The 17696-nt window shown below is 36.3% G+C and carries 15 protein-coding genes, 4 tRNA genes and 1 pseudogene; 15 read left to right on the top strand and 5 right to left on the bottom strand.

Features of this window, described 5'->3' with window-relative positions:
* Nucleotides 1-40: 40 nt before the first annotated feature.
* The 3 genes and pseudogenes from F948_RS10185 to F948_RS10175 form a co-directional block, all read left to right on the top strand.
* A pseudogene (locus F948_RS10185) lies at nt 41-388 on the top strand (GreA/GreB family elongation factor); the annotation flags it as partial.
* A 96-nt stretch (nt 389-484) separates the two neighbouring features.
* A tRNA-Ser gene (locus F948_RS10180) sits at nt 485-574 on the top strand.
* Nucleotides 575-1073: 499 nt separating this feature from the next.
* Entirely contained in the window at nt 1074-2372 is a 1299-nt protein-coding gene (locus F948_RS10175; protein WP_017397543.1) for a dicarboxylate/amino acid:cation symporter, read from the top strand.
* Between the two features lie 124 nt (nt 2373-2496).
* On the opposite strand, the gene F948_RS10170 is transcribed toward F948_RS10175, so the two are convergent.
* Nucleotides 2497-3387, bottom strand: coding sequence for a LysR family transcriptional regulator (locus tag F948_RS10170; RefSeq protein ID WP_004963417.1), 891 nt, complete (start codon nt 3385-3387; stop codon nt 2497-2499).
* 135 nt (nt 3388-3522) lie between these two features.
* Between F948_RS10170 and F948_RS10165 the strand changes: the two genes are divergently transcribed.
* The 3 genes from F948_RS10165 to F948_RS10155 all read left to right on the top strand — a co-directional run bounded on the left by F948_RS10165 (nt 3523) and on the right by F948_RS10155 (nt 6671).
* Nucleotides 3523-4938, top strand: coding sequence for an aspartate ammonia-lyase (locus F948_RS10165; protein ID WP_004963414.1), 1416 nt, complete (start codon nt 3523-3525; stop codon nt 4936-4938).
* Between the two features lie 384 nt (nt 4939-5322).
* A complete protein-coding gene (locus F948_RS10160) occupies nt 5323-5949 on the top strand; it encodes a MarC family protein (protein ID WP_004956101.1) in 627 nt (208 codons plus the stop codon).
* Between the two features lie 200 nt (nt 5950-6149).
* Complete coding sequence (locus F948_RS10155) at nt 6150-6671, top strand: acyl-CoA thioesterase (RefSeq protein WP_004912784.1); 522 nt, start codon at nt 6150-6152, stop codon at nt 6669-6671.
* A 120-nt stretch (nt 6672-6791) separates the two neighbouring features.
* Here the strand turns inward: F948_RS10155 and F948_RS10150 are convergent, their stop codons facing one another.
* On the bottom strand, nt 6792-7004 hold the full coding sequence (locus F948_RS10150; protein WP_004963411.1) for a hypothetical protein: 213 nt from the start codon (nt 7002-7004) through the stop codon (nt 6792-6794).
* Between the two features lie 474 nt (nt 7005-7478).
* On the opposite strand from F948_RS10150, the gene F948_RS10145 reads away from it, so the two are divergent.
* From F948_RS10145 to pgaD, 7 genes are all read left to right on the top strand, one after another.
* Nucleotides 7479-8480, top strand: a complete 1002-nt coding sequence (locus F948_RS10145; RefSeq protein WP_004963410.1) for a CobW family GTP-binding protein — start codon at nt 7479-7481, stop codon at nt 8478-8480.
* 80 nt (nt 8481-8560) lie between these two features.
* On the top strand, nt 8561-9091 hold the full coding sequence (locus F948_RS10140; protein ID WP_004963407.1) for a YaeQ family protein: 531 nt from the start codon (nt 8561-8563) through the stop codon (nt 9089-9091).
* Between the two features lie 32 nt (nt 9092-9123).
* Nucleotides 9124-9465: an FKBP-type peptidyl-prolyl cis-trans isomerase gene (locus F948_RS10135; protein ID WP_004912770.1), complete on the top strand. Its 342-nt coding sequence runs from the start codon at nt 9124-9126 to the stop codon at nt 9463-9465.
* Nucleotides 9466-9854: 389 nt separating this feature from the next.
* Nucleotides 9855-10250: a hypothetical protein gene (locus tag F948_RS10130; RefSeq protein WP_004963404.1), complete on the top strand. Its 396-nt coding sequence runs from the start codon at nt 9855-9857 to the stop codon at nt 10248-10250.
* 223 nt (nt 10251-10473) lie between these two features.
* On the top strand, nt 10474-12471 hold the full coding sequence (gene pgaB / locus F948_RS10125; protein WP_004963399.1) for a poly-beta-1,6-N-acetyl-D-glucosamine N-deacetylase PgaB: 1998 nt from the start codon (nt 10474-10476) through the stop codon (nt 12469-12471).
* 13 nt (nt 12472-12484) lie between these two features.
* The gene (gene pgaC / locus F948_RS10120; protein ID WP_004963397.1) at nt 12485-13741 is read left to right on the top strand and encodes a poly-beta-1,6-N-acetyl-D-glucosamine synthase; all 1257 of its coding nucleotides are present in this window, start codon (nt 12485-12487) and stop codon (nt 13739-13741) included.
* A gap of 32 nt (nt 13742-13773) precedes the next feature.
* On the top strand, nt 13774-14190 hold the full coding sequence (pgaD, locus tag F948_RS10115; protein WP_004963395.1) for a poly-beta-1,6-N-acetyl-D-glucosamine biosynthesis protein PgaD: 417 nt from the start codon (nt 13774-13776) through the stop codon (nt 14188-14190).
* A gap of 134 nt (nt 14191-14324) precedes the next feature.
* On the opposite strand, the gene F948_RS10110 is transcribed toward pgaD, so the two are convergent.
* Nucleotides 14325-14410 (bottom strand) — tRNA-Leu (locus F948_RS10110).
* A 208-nt stretch (nt 14411-14618) separates the two neighbouring features.
* On the opposite strand from F948_RS10110, the gene F948_RS10105 reads away from it, so the two are divergent.
* Nucleotides 14619-16379 (top strand): alkaline phosphatase D family protein, encoded by a 1761-nt coding sequence (locus F948_RS10105; RefSeq protein WP_004963392.1) that lies wholly within the window; start codon nt 14619-14621, stop codon nt 16377-16379.
* A 121-nt stretch (nt 16380-16500) separates the two neighbouring features.
* On the opposite strand, the gene F948_RS10100 is transcribed toward F948_RS10105, so the two are convergent.
* Nucleotides 16501-16586, bottom strand: a tRNA-Leu gene (locus tag F948_RS10100).
* An 8-nt stretch (nt 16587-16594) separates the two neighbouring features.
* Nucleotides 16595-16668, bottom strand: a tRNA-Cys gene (locus F948_RS10095).
* 152 nt (nt 16669-16820) lie between these two features.
* Here F948_RS10095 and folD point away from each other — a divergent pair.
* Nucleotides 16821-17669: a bifunctional methylenetetrahydrofolate dehydrogenase/methenyltetrahydrofolate cyclohydrolase FolD gene (gene folD, locus F948_RS10090; RefSeq protein ID WP_004956122.1), complete on the top strand. Its 849-nt coding sequence runs from the start codon at nt 16821-16823 to the stop codon at nt 17667-17669.
* Nucleotides 17670-17696 lie beyond the last annotated feature (27 nt).

Here is a 17696-nt window from a genome sequence, read left to right as displayed (position 1 = left end):
AATTTATTAGGTAATAGTATTTTATATGGCGGGGTTGTAATATCAGTATAATAAACAATTACTTAGGAAAATTGATCGCAGGGTTAGATATTTAGGAAAGCGTTTAGAAGAATTAAAAATTGTAGATTATGTCCCTGAGCAAGAAGGAAAAGTTTACTTTGGAGCTTGGGTAGAGATAGAAAATGATGCTGGCGATCAAAAAACCTTACGTATTGTCGGTGTCGATGAAATATATGATCATCATCCACAACATATATCCATTGAATCACCAATGGCGCGTGCTTTATTGAGTAAACAAGTGGACGACGAAGTTGAGGTCATCACTCCTCTAGGGAAAAAACTTTGGTATATCAATTCAATTCGCTATGAAAAATCTCAAAATCAATAAATTTATAAGCTGTTGATTTTATTTTGAGCGTTCAGTGCATTATTTTGAATAAAAGATTTGCCAAGTTGAATTTTTATTTATATGATAGCCGCCATTGGAAGCGTGGCAGAGCGGTTTAATGCACCGGTCTTGAAAACCGACGAGGGCGTGAGTCCTCCGTGAGTTCGAATCTCACCGCTTCCGCCAAATACTTAAAAAGCCTCTGTTTATACAGAGGCTTTTTTATTTCTATAAGAAAATTTCAACTATCTATTCTATTTATTAAGTTAATCTTTTTATGGAATCTAAAGTGGATAGATTTTGTGAAAAAGAATACTGATGTTAATGCATTCACCCAAGCAAATTTCATACAAAATTGATTGTTTGATAAATTAAGAGAATTGTTATCTAAAATAAAAATAAATTTTGTATGCTAAAAAACAAGAAAAATCTTTGCTGATATCATTGCATAACTATTATCTATGTTTTGTACTGCTTTAAAAATCATGCATTTTTTGCATGAAATATTTAATTTTTGCATTATCGTTTTTAAAAGAAAAAAGTGACACTTGCCTGTGCTTATTGTTGAGTCGAAAGTTCTGTTGTATGGCTGAAAAATTTTGACTGAGTCAACATGGATTATCACCAAGGTTTGATGTGTATTGATCACATTGGTGTAAAGAAGGATAGGGAAGGAATAATTATTATGAACCAAAAAAGGTTGCTCAAATATATTCTCATCGCAATGATATCGGGAATATTAGTTGGTTGGGCATGTCATAGCTCAGTAAGTACAGCACAAGCAACGGATATTGCATCTTATTTTAAGATTGTCACGGATGTCTTTCTTCGATTGATTAAGATGATTATTGCTCCATTAGTCTTTGCAACGATTGTTTCAGGATTAATTTCGATGGGTAAATCATCCTCTTTAGGATCGATTACAGTCAAAGCCATGAGTTGGTTTATTGGCGCTTCATTTATTTCACTATTGCTAGGTATGGGACTTGCGAATTATTTCCAACCGGGTGTGGGAATGAATCTCGTTATACCAAAGGAAGCTGTAGATGTGGGTGTAAGTGCATCAAGCTTAAGTCTTCAAACATTTATTACGCATATCTTCCCGCGTAGTTTCGCTGAGGCAATGGCGAATAATGAAATTCTTCAAATTTTAGTTTTTTCGATATTTCTTGGTTCGGCTTTAGCTTATGTCCAACATCAATCTGGGGCTACCGTCATTGGGCGCATTATTGATGAACTATGTCGTGTGATGTTCCGTATCACGGATTACGTGATGGCTGCTGCGCCAATCGCTGTTTTCGCGGCAATTGCATCTGCAATCACAGTTCAGGGTCCGAAGCTGATCTTAGAATATAGTATTTTTATCGGGCAGTTCTATGTGGGGCTGTTGATCTTATGGATGATCCTGATTTCTTTTGGTTATATTTTCTTGGAGAAAGATGTTTTTAGATTGGTCAAAGCTGTACGTGAACCGACAATTTTAGCTTTTGCTACGGCAAGTAGTGAATCTGCTTATCCTAAGACAATGGAAGCGTTGAATAAGTTTGGTGTACCCAAACGGATTACCAGTTTTGTGTTACCACTTGGTTATTCATTTAACCTAGATGGTTCAATGATGTATATGTCTTTTGCAGTACTCTTTATTGCACAAGCTTACAATATTGATCTAAGCTTTACTCAACAAGTTTTAATTCTATTAACGTTAATGATCACCAGTAAAGGAATAGCCGGTGTTTCAAGGGCTTCAATTGTTGTGATTGCATCTACTTTAGTGATGTTTAAATTGCCTGAGGCTGGAATTTTATTGATCCTTGCGGTTGATCAATTTTTGGATATGGGCAGAACTGCAACAAATGTCATAGGCAACAGTATTGCTACAGCTGTGATTGCTAGAACTGAAGTGGGCAATGAGGAAGTCGATGAGGTTGAGGAAGTGGTTGTTGATTCAATTGTGCCAGTGAGTCGTTTAGCAGATAACACCTAACTTTTGAAACCAGTAAAAAGATTGGATGACAAGTAAATTTATAAACTAAAATGATTGTTTAATATCTTTGAATCTGATTTTAGATCATCGGTATTAAGCAATCTTTTTTATTTCATAATTATTATTATTTGAATTCTTGTGAGGTTAAAAAATCCCAAATATAGTTTATTCTTTTGGAGAGTACGATTTTTCTTCTGATGATATAAACGTCTTGATATGTGTGAAAATTAATTGGTTCAACGATTTTAAGTTTATTTTCTGCAATCTCTTTTTCAACAAGAAGCTTTGGTAGCCAAGCAATTCCTAAACCTTGTAAAACGAGTTCTTTTAAATCGCTTGCATTATCAGTTTCATATAATATTCGATAGTTTAGTTGATTTTCTATAATATCATCGACACATTTTCTCAGATAAGCCTGTTTGCTATATGATAACAACGGAAATAATTCATTAAATGAATATTTTGGTTGGTTATTATAAAGGGCGGTGACAGGCAAAATTTCCACTTTCACGATTTTGTGGAAAAGAAAAAGTGAAAAATCCATTTGAGCTAAAGTTTTCTGGTCACAATAACAAATCAAGAAATCGCAAGAACCATCTGTGAGCAAGCGCATGCCTTGTTTGAGGTTTGCTGCAATAATTTCTAATTTTAAATCACTCAGATCTTCGGAAAGCTCATGAATAAAACGAGGGAAAAATTGTGTAATAAGTGAATGCGAAACAGCGAATTTGGTATTTAGTTCATTGTTTTTAATATTTTTTTCTAAATAGGTAATTGTGCTTGAAAGTTGGTTGTGAATGTTTTTAGCAGTAGCTAATAAAATTAGTCCAGCTTCAGTGAAATCAATATTTTTACTTTCTCGATCGAGGATTGGGAAACCCAAAGCATTTTCAATATTTTGTAGTCTACGTGAGAAGGCAGACTGAGTTACATGCCTGATCTCTGCTGCTTGGGAGATTGATTTTTCCTGTTCTAATGCAAGTAAATCTTCAATCCATCGAATTTCCAAGGTCATAAATTATCCTTAATGCATGCTCATACACTATTATAATCTATTATGCAAAAAATGCATGTAGTAATATTTTTTTACATTAGAAAAAACACATACAGTCTTTTAACATAAAAATATAGTCGTACAGGATTTATTCAAATGAACATTAAGATTAATACGCGGACTGAAAAAGATTTATTGGGTTTTAAAGAAATTCCTTCGAATTGTTATTATGGTGTACAAACTTTAAGAGCAATCGAGAATTTTAATTTAAGCCAAAGTAAATTAAGCCAGTTTCCAAACTTTATTAAAGCATTGGCAATGGTTAAGTCTGCGTGTGCTTATTCAAATCTTAAATTAAATAAAATTGATGAAAATAAAAACAAAGCAATTCAATATGCATGCCAGCAGATTTTAAATAACCAATATCATGACCAATTTATGGTGGATATGATCCAAGGTGGTGCTGGAACCTCAACCAATATGAATATAAATGAGGTTGTGACAAATATTGGATTGGAATATCTAGGCCATAGTAAGGGTGAATATCAATACTTACATCCTAACAATGATGTGAATATGTCTCAGTCGACCAACGATGTATATCCTACTGCAATCAAAATAGGTTTAATTGCGGCAATTGAACAGTTAAATGTACCTTTTAATCATCTAATTGCGAGTTTTAGAGCAAAATCTGAAGAGTTTTCGGATATTTTGAAAATGGGTAGAACTCAGTTACAAGATGCCGTGCCGATGACATTAGGACAAGAATTTGGGGCTTTTGCTGCTACATTACAAAATGATTTAGATAAATTAAATCAGATCATGCCCGATGCTTTGAGTGTTGTAAATCTAGGTGGTACCGCGATAGGTACAGGCATCAATACTGAAGTGAAGTATCGTGAATATGCTATCGAAGCTTTGTCAGAAATTACGGGTCGTAAGATTAGCAGTTCACCTGATTTAATCGAAGCCACATCAGATATGGGTGATTTTGTTTTATTGTCGAGTTTCTTAAATCGTACAGCGACGAAGCTTTCAAAAATCGCCAATGACTTGCGTCTATTATCGAGTGGTCCACGTGCTGGTTTAAGTGAAATTTATCTTGAGCCACGTCAGCCTGGAAGTTCAATCATGCCAGGTAAAGTGAATCCTGTAATTCCAGAGGCAATGAATTTAATTTGTTTCCAAGTGATTGCAAATGATTTGGCCGTCACTTTAGCTGCTGAGGCAGGGCAGTTGCAGCTTAATGCAATGGAACCATTGATTGCATTCAAACTATTTGAATCAATTGATTTGCTAGGAAAAGCAATGCAAATGTTCCAACTCAAATGTATTGATACGATTCGTGCTAATGCGGAACTTTGTCAGTCACAAGTTGAAAATTCGATTGGTATTATTACAGCATTAAATCCATTTTTAGGTTATGAAACCACGACACGTATCGCTAAACAAGCAAATGAATCTGGTCAAAGTGTGCTGAGTCTAATTAAAGCTGAAAATCTAATTTCTGATGAAGTTTTGGCAGATATTTTAGCTGTAAAAAATATGGTACATCCAAAGCAATCAGTCTGACTTTTAAAGACTTGATGTAAATTTGTTAAACCCAAGAAAGCTTGTGACAGCTTTCTTGGGTTATTGATCTTCAAAACGATATAGCTCTAAACCGCTCTGAAAAAATAAGAAATAAAATCGTATTTTTACATTTTCAATACTAGTCCTATACATGTGGGATCGAGCAGAATTATTCTTGCAATGTAAAATATGAAAAATTAATTAATTTTTATAGTTTTGATCGTAGTTTACAAAAATTTAGTGTTGAAGCTGACATTGAATCCTCGTGTAAACGTTCAAACCATATTTGGAAATAGATGATCTTATTAATCATTCCAATTTGAAATTTTGATCCATCTATTGGGTTTATCCAAGTCTAAAACCGAAGCTGATTTAGAGACATTTATGTTTTCTCCCTACATCCATGCATTTGCATTGTTTTTTTCCTTACTGAATCCATTCCTTATGAGTGTTTACATGATTGGCATGATTCGTAATACGGATGCCAAAGTTTTTAGCAAAGCATTGATTCAAGGATGTTTAATCGCATTTATTGTCTTTATTTTATTTGCTTGGGGTGGTGAAAGTATTTTTAGCCGTTATTTGAATGTTCGATTTGAATCATTTCAAATTTTCGGTGGTCTCATCTTTTTAGTCATTGGTTATCGTTACGTTTTTCAAGGTGCAGAAACAATTGGTGAGATGAGAGGTGCACCTGAACATTTAGCTGGAACAATAGCTATGCCATTTATGATTGGACCAGGAACCATAAGTGCTGCAGTAGTCACAGGGATTAGTGTTCCATTTTCAGGTGCAGTTGCAGTCATTGCGATTACGTTGATGTTAACGTGTAGTATTTTGATTCTGATGAAATTTGCACACGATCATTTACGCTATAAACATGCAAAATATATTGATCGTTATTTTGACATTGTAGGGCGTTTGTCGGCTCTGCTGATTGGCACAATCGCTGTTGATATGATAGTCAATGGGATTATGGGGCTGATCGAAAGTGCTAATATTATTAAATAGAAGTATATATGGTATTTAAAATATAAATACCAAATGAACAATTTTCTCATTACTATCCGAAAATTGGTGCGATGTAATCATTTTGAAATATTCATCGTAATTTATATAAATATATTTGATGGTATTTTGAGCTAATTTGCATATGTTTAATTGTCTGAATAAAGGATAATAGTCGCGTAGCATATTTACGAGTTTTACTCATGTCTCCTTTAGATCAATTAAACCAAGCTCCCGATGATCAATCTGAATTAACGATGTCAGTGCTTATGACACCTGATATGGCAAATTTTTCAGGCAATGTTCATGGTGGAGCAATTTTAAAGTTACTTGATCAAGTCGCATACGCCTGCGCTAGTCGTTATTCAGGTAGTTATGTTGTGACTTTATCTGTGGATAAGGTCAATTTCAAAGAACCTATTTATGTAGGAGAGCTGGTTACCTTTTTAGCAAGTGTGAATCATGTTGGTCGTACATCTATGGAGATTGGTATTCGAGTGGAAGCTCAAAATATCCAAAAAAGAACGATTCGTCATACCAACACATGCTACTTCACGATGGTAGCAGTAGATGAACAACGTCAGCCAAAAGCAGTTCCAGCATTAAATTTAGATACAGATTGGAAGCGTTGTCGTTTTGAAGCAGCTGAATTACGCAAAATTCATCGTTTAGAAGAAGTGCAACAACCATCATGCAGCATTTTCAAAAAATCTTCTCAATGCTAATAGCTTAATTCTCTGATTTAAAAAAGAACGAACCGCAGCATGGTTCGTTCTTTTGCATTAATAACAACATTTGATTGTTATTAATGTGGTCTAAAGGTCTGGAGGAACCTTGAGATCAGTTTAGTTTGTAGCAGCAGGTGCAGATGCAGGTGTTTCACTCGCAGTTGCATCAGTTGTTGCTTGACCTTGAGTTTCTGGCTGTTCTTGAGTTGAGACAATAACTTTCTCTTCTGTTTCATGCGCAGCATGTGATTGATCATGTGCTGTAGCAGCAAAGGTTGTTGCAGCAGCAAGTGTAAGCGTAGTAGCTAACAAAGTCTTAATAAGTTTCATAATTGGCATCCTTAAATTCAATTTTTAAAAGCCGCTATCAAGTTTACTGAACAAGCAGAGCCTGATTTCGACATGGGTTCATGCTAAGTGCCAAAATTATTTACAGCAATATTCTTAACAATGTTTTACGCCTAGCTTAACAATGTGAAATAATAATTAATGTTATGTTGCAGACATGTAAAACAAAACGCCAAAATGAATCATTAAAATGTGTGCAAATATGTTTTTTTGATTAAAAATAGAACAGGTGAATTACGAACGGGAAACATAAACTCGGATTTATATAAAATCTGTTGATTGTATAAAACGATTATATTTTTTAATTTAATTTCTTTATTTGATTTAATATGGTGATTTTGTCTTGGAAAATAATAATTATGTGACTTAAGTCTCAACTGGTGGTTTTTAATAAATTGCTTCATTTTCAGTTTTCTTTCTCGATACAATAGGCTTAACACTTAGATTGAGATTGTCGTGAAACTCATTAGCCGTAAAGCTGTACCCACTCATATTATTTCTGGTTTTCTCGGTGCTGGTAAAACCACATTACTCCAGTATTTATTGACTCAAAAACCTGAACATGAGACTTGGGCTGTTTTAATGAATGAATTTGGGCAAATTGGTGTGGATCAGCAGCTTATTACTCAACAGCAAGGCTATACAGTTAAAGAATTATTAGGTGGATGTTTATGCTGTAGTAGTCAGCTTCCTATGCAGATTGCACTTTCACGACTCTTAAGTGAAACACAACCAGATCGTTTGTTTATTGAGCCGACAGGTTTAGGGCATCCTGCCCAATTGCTTGAGCAACTTACAGAACTGCACTGGCAACGAAGTTTAGATATGCGCGCGTTGGTCATTGTTGTTGATGGAAGTCGATTACATGATGAAAATTGGGTCAGACAGAACTTATATACAGATCAACTTAAAGCTGCACAAATTGTTGTAATTTCACATGCTGATTGCATGACGGATAGTGATCAACAGATTTATTTTGAACTAAAAAAAGAATTTCAGGCTTATGTGCAGGATTGGATTGAAGCTGAACATGGCCACGTCCAACTCGAAGTGATTGATAAAGCACAGCGACGTGTTTTACGTAACATTCAACCATTATTAAAATTACAACAGCATCAAACGCTAGATGAAAATGTCAGCGCAGTGAAACAACTACCGTACCATTATGTTGAGTCATCACAAGGCTATACCGTTGCAGGATGGAAATTGCCTAAACGTTGGATGTTTAATTTTAATGAGCTTTTAGATTTGTTTTGTGCACAACAGGATTGGGTGCGTATAAAAGGTATTTTTAATACAGATCAAGGTTGGAAAAGTTTCAACTTTAATCCTGAGCAATTTAATTACAAGTCAACTGAAGCAGGGCTAGATAATCGAATTGAAATTATTACGCAGGCATCACATGACTGGTTTAAGTTTGAATCAGAGTTGTTAGATTGTCAGCTAAAAGATGAATGATTCATCGTCATAACGGTCAAATGGCATCTTTATTTTTTCAAAATAGAGTATGCTTAGCGCCAAATTTGAGGATGTATTCTATGGCTCTAAAAGCAACGATATATAAGGCAGATTTGAATATTGCCAATATGGATGAGCATATTTATGCTGATTATCAACTTACACTTGCGCTGCATCCGTCTGAAACAATTGAACGACTCATGGTTCGTGTGCTCGCTTACGCGCGTTTCGCTGACGAGCGTTTAGAATTCACAAAAGATCTGTTTGAAACTGACGAACCTGCTTTATGGCAAAAGGATCTAACAGGGCTTTTGGAAAAGTGGATCGAAGTAGGTTGTCCAGCAGAAGATAAAGTCAAAAAAGCAAGTGCTCGTTGCAAGCAAGTCGCAGTTGTTGCATATGGTTCGCAAGTAGATGATTGGTGGAAACGTAATAGTAAAATCAAAACTTTAACGAATGTCGAAGTTTGGCAGCTAGATGATAAAACTACCAGTGAACTAGAGGAGTTGTGCGAAAGAACGATGCAGTTACAACTGAATATTTTAGATGGTGAGTGGACTTTGTTGAGCGATAAAGGTCAAGTCGATATTAAATGGCAAAAATTGCAATAATTGGTTTGATCGATATTAGGAGATAATTTGAGATGATAACTGAATTAGAAATTATTGATTTAAAAATTGGTGAAGGTAAAGAAGCGGTTAAAGGTGCGCTTATTACCACTCACTACACGGGATGGTTAGAAGATGGTACTAAATTCGATTCTTCAATTGACCGTGGAAATTACTTTGAAACCGTGATTGGCACAGGTCGTGTAATCAAAGGTTGGGATCAAGGTATCATGGGAATGCGCGTGGGTGGAAAGCGTAAGCTGATTGTTCCGTCACACTTGGCATATGGTGAAAGAAAAATGGGAAAAATAATTCCTGCGCATTCAAACTTGATATTTGAAATCGAATTATTTGATGTCAAAACACGTGATGAATAATTAAAAAAAATATGTTGATAAAAATCACAATTTAATCTTAATTTATGATTTTATTGTGATTTTTGTCCTTTGTACAAAAACAATACAAATAAATATGTGATAATTAATTTAAGTTTTTGATTTATATGAATTTTATCTAATTAATTTTTTAGGCGATTTAAGTATAAAGTTATTGATTCTATAGACAGTTCTGTATATCTTTGAGATAAAAGAGCAGTGTTTTGTGAATCAAACTTTTTTCATAAAATGTGAATTAAGTTTACCTTTTGGAAAAATTGATTAAACTGGATAATCATTAGGCAAACTAGCTTATTGATGTAATTGGCTAAATATAAAAATATTTCACTTGAGTGAACCAAGTGATAAAAATTGAGTGAGTAGAGGTGGGTATGAATGACTATTTGGATATTACCGCGTCTGAGCTATTAAAAGAGCTAAATAATTTTTTCATGATTGATACGTATGATGGCTCGGAAAATGGTTTTTGGGCAAATTCTAAAGCATTGACGGATAAACATTACTGGATGGATGGAGACAACAAAGTTGAAATAATTCGAGAGTTGAGTTCTTCTAATCCTCATGCAGAATGTAATTATAAAATTACATTACTTTCACCTGAGGAAGGTAATGTAGTTCTTCTTGATTATGATGGATTCAATAAAAAGATTTTAACTTTCCGTCGTGGTGATTGGGTCAACCGTCTTTATCGTTACTTTTATCATAAAGAGCGCTGCTACTTACAAGACCGTGCAGAACATCCAAATTTCCAACTTATTCAATACTAGTCTGGATACATTGATAAAGATTGCCTCGACTATCTAAGATGATCGAGGCAAATTTTTTTGTGGGTTTAAAATAACAATTTATTTTTAAGATTATTTTCAGTTTAAAAAATTATAACTACAATCCTCATATTACCCGACAAAGTCAGCCATCTAATTGTCGATAAGATGAAATCCTTCTGCATATCTCTGTACTGATTTTTCTTTATTATTGAGAATATTCTCCATGTCTACTCCTTCAAGATCGCCAGCTTTAAAATGCTTTTTAGGGCTCGTGGTTGGTATGTTATGCAACGCGGCAACTTTCGCAGCCAACCCCAAAATTGATGCTACTACCTTGACGGTGATTGGTTATCATGAGATTACCGATGAAAAAGATGCCCTGATACCAAGCTATGCGGTAACAACGCAGCAATTTAGTGAGCATATCCAATGGTTAAAGAAAAATGGTTACCATTTTATTAATGTAGATCAACTTATTAAGGCTCATCAAGGCAAGTATAGATTACCCCAAAAACCTGTTTTATTAACAGTAGATGATGGTTATCAGTCTTTCTACCAAAATGCTTATCCAATTATTCGTAAAAATAAAATTCCAGTCTTACTTGCAGTGGTGGGTTCTTGGTTAGAGCCATCCAATCTTGAAAAAGTCGATTTCGGTGGTGAGCCGATTGATAGAAATAAAATCTTAAGTTGGAGTGAACTTAAAGAAATGCAGAGTTCGGGTTTAGTGGAAATTGCTAGCCACAGTTATCATCTGCACGAAGGAGTCAATGCAAATCCACAAGGTAATTTAGAACCTGCTGCAATTTCTCGAATTTATGATCCCAAAAATCAAAGTTATGAAAGCGATTCAGCTTACCAGCAACGTATTTATCAAGATTTAAAAAAGAACAATGATTTACTACAGGCACATGGATTGCGATCACCACGAGTTATGGTATGGCCATATGGTCGATACAATATGCAGCTTGTGCAAACAGCAAAACAACTTGGTATGCCAATCACCATTACTTTGGATGATGGTGCAGATCATGCCAAACAGTCTTTGCAGAATATGAGTCGTATATTAATACAAGGTAATATGTCGACAAATGCTTTGGCACAAGAAATTAAAAATAGAGAATTGAATTTAAATGACAATAATCGACCGCAAAAAATTATGCATGTCGATCTTGATTACATTTATGATCCCGACCCTCAACAAGAAGAACGCAACTTAAGCCATTTGCTTGATCGTATTAATGGTATGGGCGTGAATACAGTTTATTTGCAAGCGTTCTCTGATCCTGATGCCAATGGTTCAGCAGATATGGTGTATTTTCCAAATCGTCATATACCAATGCGGGCTGATCTATTTAATCGTGTAGCTTGGCAAATTCAAACGCGTACCTCAGTGCAACGACTTTATGCATGGATGCCAATGTTGGCTTGGGAACTACCAAAGACTAATCCTGTTGCAAATGAGCTGGTTCAAACAGAGCAGGCCAAAGCAGGTGAACATTTAAACATGGGCTATATACGTCTGAGCCCATTCTCGCCAAAAACTCGACAAACGATCAAAGAAATTTACCAAGATTTAGCGAAATCCACACCATTTGATGGTCTGCTATTTCATGACGATGTGACTTTATCTGATTATGAAGATGCTAGTCCTCAGGCTTTGGCTGCTTATGCGCAACAAGGCTTAACAACCGACTTAGCTAAAATTCGGAATAATGATGCTGATCTGCAGAAGTGGACTGCATACAAAACTCAATATCTTGATGATTTTGCAATGGAATTAGCAAATGAAGTGCGACAATACCAACCTTATTTAATGACTGCACGGAATCTATATGCTCAAGTTGCATTAAATGCTTATGCAGAAAACTGGTATGCACAATCGCTAGAACAATCTTTAAATCGTTATGATTTCACCGCAATTATGGCAATGCCATATATGGAAAAGGTAGATCAGCCTGAACAGTTCTATAGCAACATTTTAAACCGTCTTAAAAAATATCCAAATGGTATTAAAAAGTCAGTGATGGAATTACAAGCCGTGAACTGGCGAAATGATCAAAAAATACCATCTGAAGAGATGGCTGCGACAATCAAATCATTATATCAACAGGGTGCAATGCACATTGCTTACTATCCAGATGATCCGATTAAAGATCACCCTGATGTAAAGCAAATGCATGATGCTTTTGCACAGAAATCATCGCAACTAGTGCCTTAATTGAGTATGTGAAATGACTGAAATTGCAGCCTTATGGTCATATGCCATTAAGTTCGTATTCTATTATCCGTTATTCATGTCTTATTTATGGATGATGGGGGCAATTCTATTTTATTGGAAAGAACGCCAAGACCCACCTTATCAACAGCCAAAAAGTTTAGAGCTTTACCCAAAAGTTGCAGTACTTATTCCTTGTTTTAATGAAGGTGATAACGCTGAAGAAACCATTAGCCATGCTTTACAGCTGGATTATCCGAATTTTGAAGTGATTGCGATCAATGATGGTAGTTCAGACAATACGGGACAAGTACTTGATCGTCTCGCAAGTCAATCTGAAAAATTGCGTGTTGTACATTTAGCTCAAAATCAAGGCAAGGCAATGGGATTGCAGGCGGGTAGCTTGATGACTGATGCTGAGTTTTTGATTGGCATTGATGGTGATGCTTTACTTGATCCTCATGCAGCTAAATGGATGATGAGACATTTTATAGAGGATGAAACGGTTGCAGCGGTCACAGGAAATCCACGTATAAGAACACGATCAACCTTGCTTGGTCGAATTCAAGTGGGTGAATTCTCATCTATCGTTGGAATGATTAAAAGAGCACAGCGCACGTTTGGTCGATTATTTACGGTATCGGGGGTGATTACGGCATTTCGTAAAAGTGCCGTACATCAAGTCGATTATTGGTCTCCAAATATGTTGACTGAAGATATTGATATTACTTGGAAGCTTCAACGAGCAGGGTGGGATGTACGTTTTGAACCGAATGCCTTGGTGTGGATTTTGATGCCAGAAACCTTTAATGGTTTGTGGAAGCAGCGTTTACGGTGGGCGATGGGCGGAGCACAGGTCTTAATCAAGAATTTGGACGTCTTCTTGAAACCCAAACTTAACTTCTTATGGCCATTAATGCTTGAATTATGCTTGACCTTGGTATGGTCATATTTGATGCTAATTATGGCTGTCATATGGCTATTACATTTTGTTATTACACTCCCAAGTCTCGCTATTGTAAGTTCGCCATTTTTGCCTTACGGAAGTGGGATTTTATTAGGGGCAACCTGTTTAATTCAGTTTGCTTTAAGCAAATGGATGGATAGTCGTTATGAACCAAACTTGGGTAAAAATTACTACTGGATGATTTGGTATCCCTTTGTATTTTGGTTAATTACGATAACTGCTACAATCGTCGCCTTTCCAAAAGTACTGCTTCGTGGACAGGAAAAACGTGCACGTTGGATTAGTCCTGATCGTGGTATTCGTTAAGTTGTAAGTCTAATCTTACAGAGTATAGTGAAATGAAAGTAAATAGCTTGATTATTGATTTACGTCGCCAACTCCCATGGCATAAACGCTATTTTTCGACCACAACAACAGCGATGATGTGGGCAGGCTGGTTATTATTATGGCGTCCATTCGTTTTAGTTTGGGTATTGATTGAAATTCAGAAAACCCATCTAGCACAGCGTTTAATGTCAGGATTTAGTAATGGTATTGAACATGGTGTAATCGCATTAATTTTTTGCGCTGTCATACTCATGTTATGGGGTTTATTGCCTTCTAAATCAGTGAGTGAAAGGCAAACTGTTGAAAAGCGAATCTCGGATTTTGCTCGCTATTTTGAACTATCAGAACAAGAAATATCTTCTGGTCGCCAGCAAAAGATCTCAATCGTTCACCACGATGAGAATGGTAAAATCATCCGAGTGGAATAACATTCAATTCTAATAGATTTATTAGATACCTTAGTTTCGACTGAGGTATTTTTTTTTATTTTATAAATTTTAGGCATAAAAAAACCAGCATACGCTGGATTTTTTTACTGCACCAAACTTCAGTAGTTGAAGGATGGTGCCCGAGGCCAGACTCGAACTGGCACGCTTTGTGGGCGGGGGATTTTAAATCCCCTGTGTCTACCGATTTCACCACTCGGGCATGTGCGCAATAATAGTGGAGGCTTTAAATCTTGGCAAGAGTAAAATCAACTATTTGCTTTATTTTCAATCAAAACATGTTTTTAACCTATAAAAAATAATCATGTGCTATGTATTTTTCATAGTTCTTTCACAAAATTGAGATCATTTGTTCATATTAGCTGATTAGGTTTAAGCATTTAAGGTGATAAAAATAAGGTAGTACTTAAATGACTGTAAATATTTCACGACGGGAACTCATTCAAAAAAGTTTATTCGGTTTGGGTGCATTATCACTCACTGTGGGAATGACAGGTTGTAATGATAGTTCAGATCATGAAACTTCTAGTTTAAAGGTGAGTTTTGAACATGGTGTTGCGAGTGGTGATCCGTTGCAAGATCGCGTTATTTTATGGACGCGTTTAACACCAAATGAAACCAGTGCACGTTTACAAGTGACATGGGAGCTTGCATTAGATCAACAGTTTAAACAAATCATTAAAACAGACAAAGTGACTACATCAGCATCACAAGATTTTACGGTGAAAGTGGATGCAACGGGACTTCGGGCTGATACAAGTTATTATTATCGGTTTATTTTTGGAAATAAGATTTCTCCAATAGGGCAGACCAAAACGTTACCCCTAAGCACATCTAAAGTTAGTTTTGCAGTATGTTCATGCTCAAATTATCCAGCGGGATATTTTTATGTATATCGTGAAATTGCAAAGCAAAATGTAGATGTGGTGATTCATTTAGGTGACTATATTTATGAGTATGGTGCTGATGGATATGCCACTGAAGATGCTGCAAAACTTGGTCGTACTTTAGCGGCAGATAACAATAAAGAAATTATTAAATTAGATGATTACCGAAAGCGATATGCACTATATCGAAAAGATCAGGACTTACAAGCTGCACATCAACGCCATCCATTTATCGTGATTTGGGATGACCATGAGTTGACGAATGATACTTGGAAAAATGGTGCTGAAAATCATCAAGAAAATGAAGGTTCGTTCCTTGAGCGTAAGTTGGCTGCCTTACAGGCATATTTCGAATGGATGCCAATTCGTCCTGTAGATGATCAGCATGTAAAGATTTATCGCCAATTCGATTTTGGTAATCTTGTTCAATTGACTATGTTGGATACCCGTATTATTGCTCGAGATCAACAATTAGATTATGCAAATTATTTAACTGCGACAGGCATAGACGTTGCAAAGTTTCAAGCTGATCTTACTAGTCCAACGCGTACTTTGATGGGGTTTGAACAACGTGATTGGTTATTAGGCAAATTACAGCAATCAAATGCAACTTGGAATGTTTTAGGACAGCAAATTTTAATGTCTAAAATGTTTATTCCTGCTGAGTTGTTACTTTCTTTGGCTGAAATAACTTCAGGCAATCCAACAGCTGAAACACTCTCAAAAATGAATACGCAAATTACTGAACTGGTAATGCTAAAAGTTCGACTACAAAATAATGATCCAACACTTACTCAACAAGAGAAAGCGCGTGTACTTACGACTGCACCGTATAATTTAGACGCTTGGGATGGTTATTTCACTGAACGCGAGATTTTGTATGGCACATTAGCGCAGTTGAAAAAGAAAATCGTGGTCTTGGCGGGTGATACACACAATGCTTGGTCTTCAAATTTATACAGTAAAGATGGGGCATTCGTTGGAGTAGAGTTAGCTACCAGTTCAGTTTCTTCACCAGGATTGGAAAAATACCTCAACATTCCTTTGGCGCAATTGCAACAATTTGAATTTGCATTCAAGACACTAATTGATGAATTGAATTATTGTAATTTGAATCAACGTGGATATTTGGTGGTTGAATTTGATCAGTTACAGGTACAGTCGAAGTGGATTTTTGTTGATTCTATTAAGCAAGCAAACTATTCCGTTGATGAAAGTCGACAGCACCAACTTAATTTAGATGTCAATTTATTGCCCATTCAGACAGCTCAGCAAGTTGCATAATTTTTGAAATCAAAAAAGCCAAGTATGCAAAGCTTGGCTTTTTATAAAACATCAAATTTTAGACATAAAAAAACCAGCTTACGCTGGATTTTTACTGCACCAAACTTCAGTAGTTGAAGTATGGTGCCCGAGGCCAGACTCGAACTGGCACGCTTTGTGGGCGGGGGATTTTAAATCCCCTGTGTCTACCGATTTCACCACTCGGGCTTTACCAATGGAGGCGGAGGTCGGAATCGAACCGGCGTACACGGAGTTGCAGTCCGCTGCATGACCACTCTGCCACCCCGCCATCTCTTGGTGATGCACATATTAGCAATCTTTAGAAAAAAAACAATAGTGTTTGCGGTGAATATGCACATAAAAACAACATCTAAAAGAATATTGGCTAAATTATCATGTATTATTTGCATTATTGATTCATACCCACTTTGGAGATGCGCTGTGGCATTGGTTTTAGACGGTCGTGCATTGGCAACACAAATCGAAGCTGATTTGTTGGTACGTGTAGAAGCATTAAAAGCAAAATCGGGTCGTACCCCAATTTTGGCAACAATTTTAGTTGGTGATGATGGTGCATCTGCAACTTATGTGCGTATGAAAGGAAATGCTTGCCGCCGTGTAGGCATGGATTCTCTAAAGGTTGAACTGCCAAAAGAAACGACAACTGAACAATTACTTGCTGAAATTGAAAAATTAAATGCAAATCCTGATGTGCACGGTATTTTGCTTCAACATCCAGTACCTGAACAAATTGATGAAAGAGCATGTTTCGATGCGATTTCACTCGAAAAAGATGTGGATGGTGTGACTTGTCTTGGTTTTGGTCGTATGTCAATGGGCGAAGCCGCGTATGGTTCAGCAACTCCAGCGGGTATCATGACGATTTTAAAAGAAAACAAGATTGAAATTGCAGGTAAGCATGCCGTTGTTGTTGGTCGTTCAGCAATTTTAGGTAAACCAATGGCAATGATGCTATTACAAGCCAATGCTACCGTGACGATTTGTCATTCACGTACTCAAAACCTTCCTGAGTTAGTGAAGCAAGCCGATATTATTGTGGGTGCAGTAGGTAAGGCTGAATTAATTCAGAAAGATTGGATCAAACAAGGTGCTGTTGTCGTTGATGCTGGTTTCCATCCACGTGATGGCGGTGGTGTGGGTGATATCCAATTAGTGGGTATTGAAGATGTTGCATCAGCTTATACACCAGTCCCAGGTGGCGTAGGACCTATGACGATCACGACCTTGATTCGTCAAACAGTTGAAGCTGCTGAAAAAGCTTTAGGTTAAATATCCACTTTAAGCCCTTCTAAATAG

This window comes from Acinetobacter junii CIP 64.5, assembly GCF_000368765.1.
Taxonomy (GTDB): domain Bacteria; phylum Pseudomonadota; class Gammaproteobacteria; order Pseudomonadales; family Moraxellaceae; genus Acinetobacter; species Acinetobacter junii.
The sequence above is the reverse complement of the archived record's forward strand: the minus strand, read 5'-3'. Positions and strand labels throughout refer to the sequence as shown.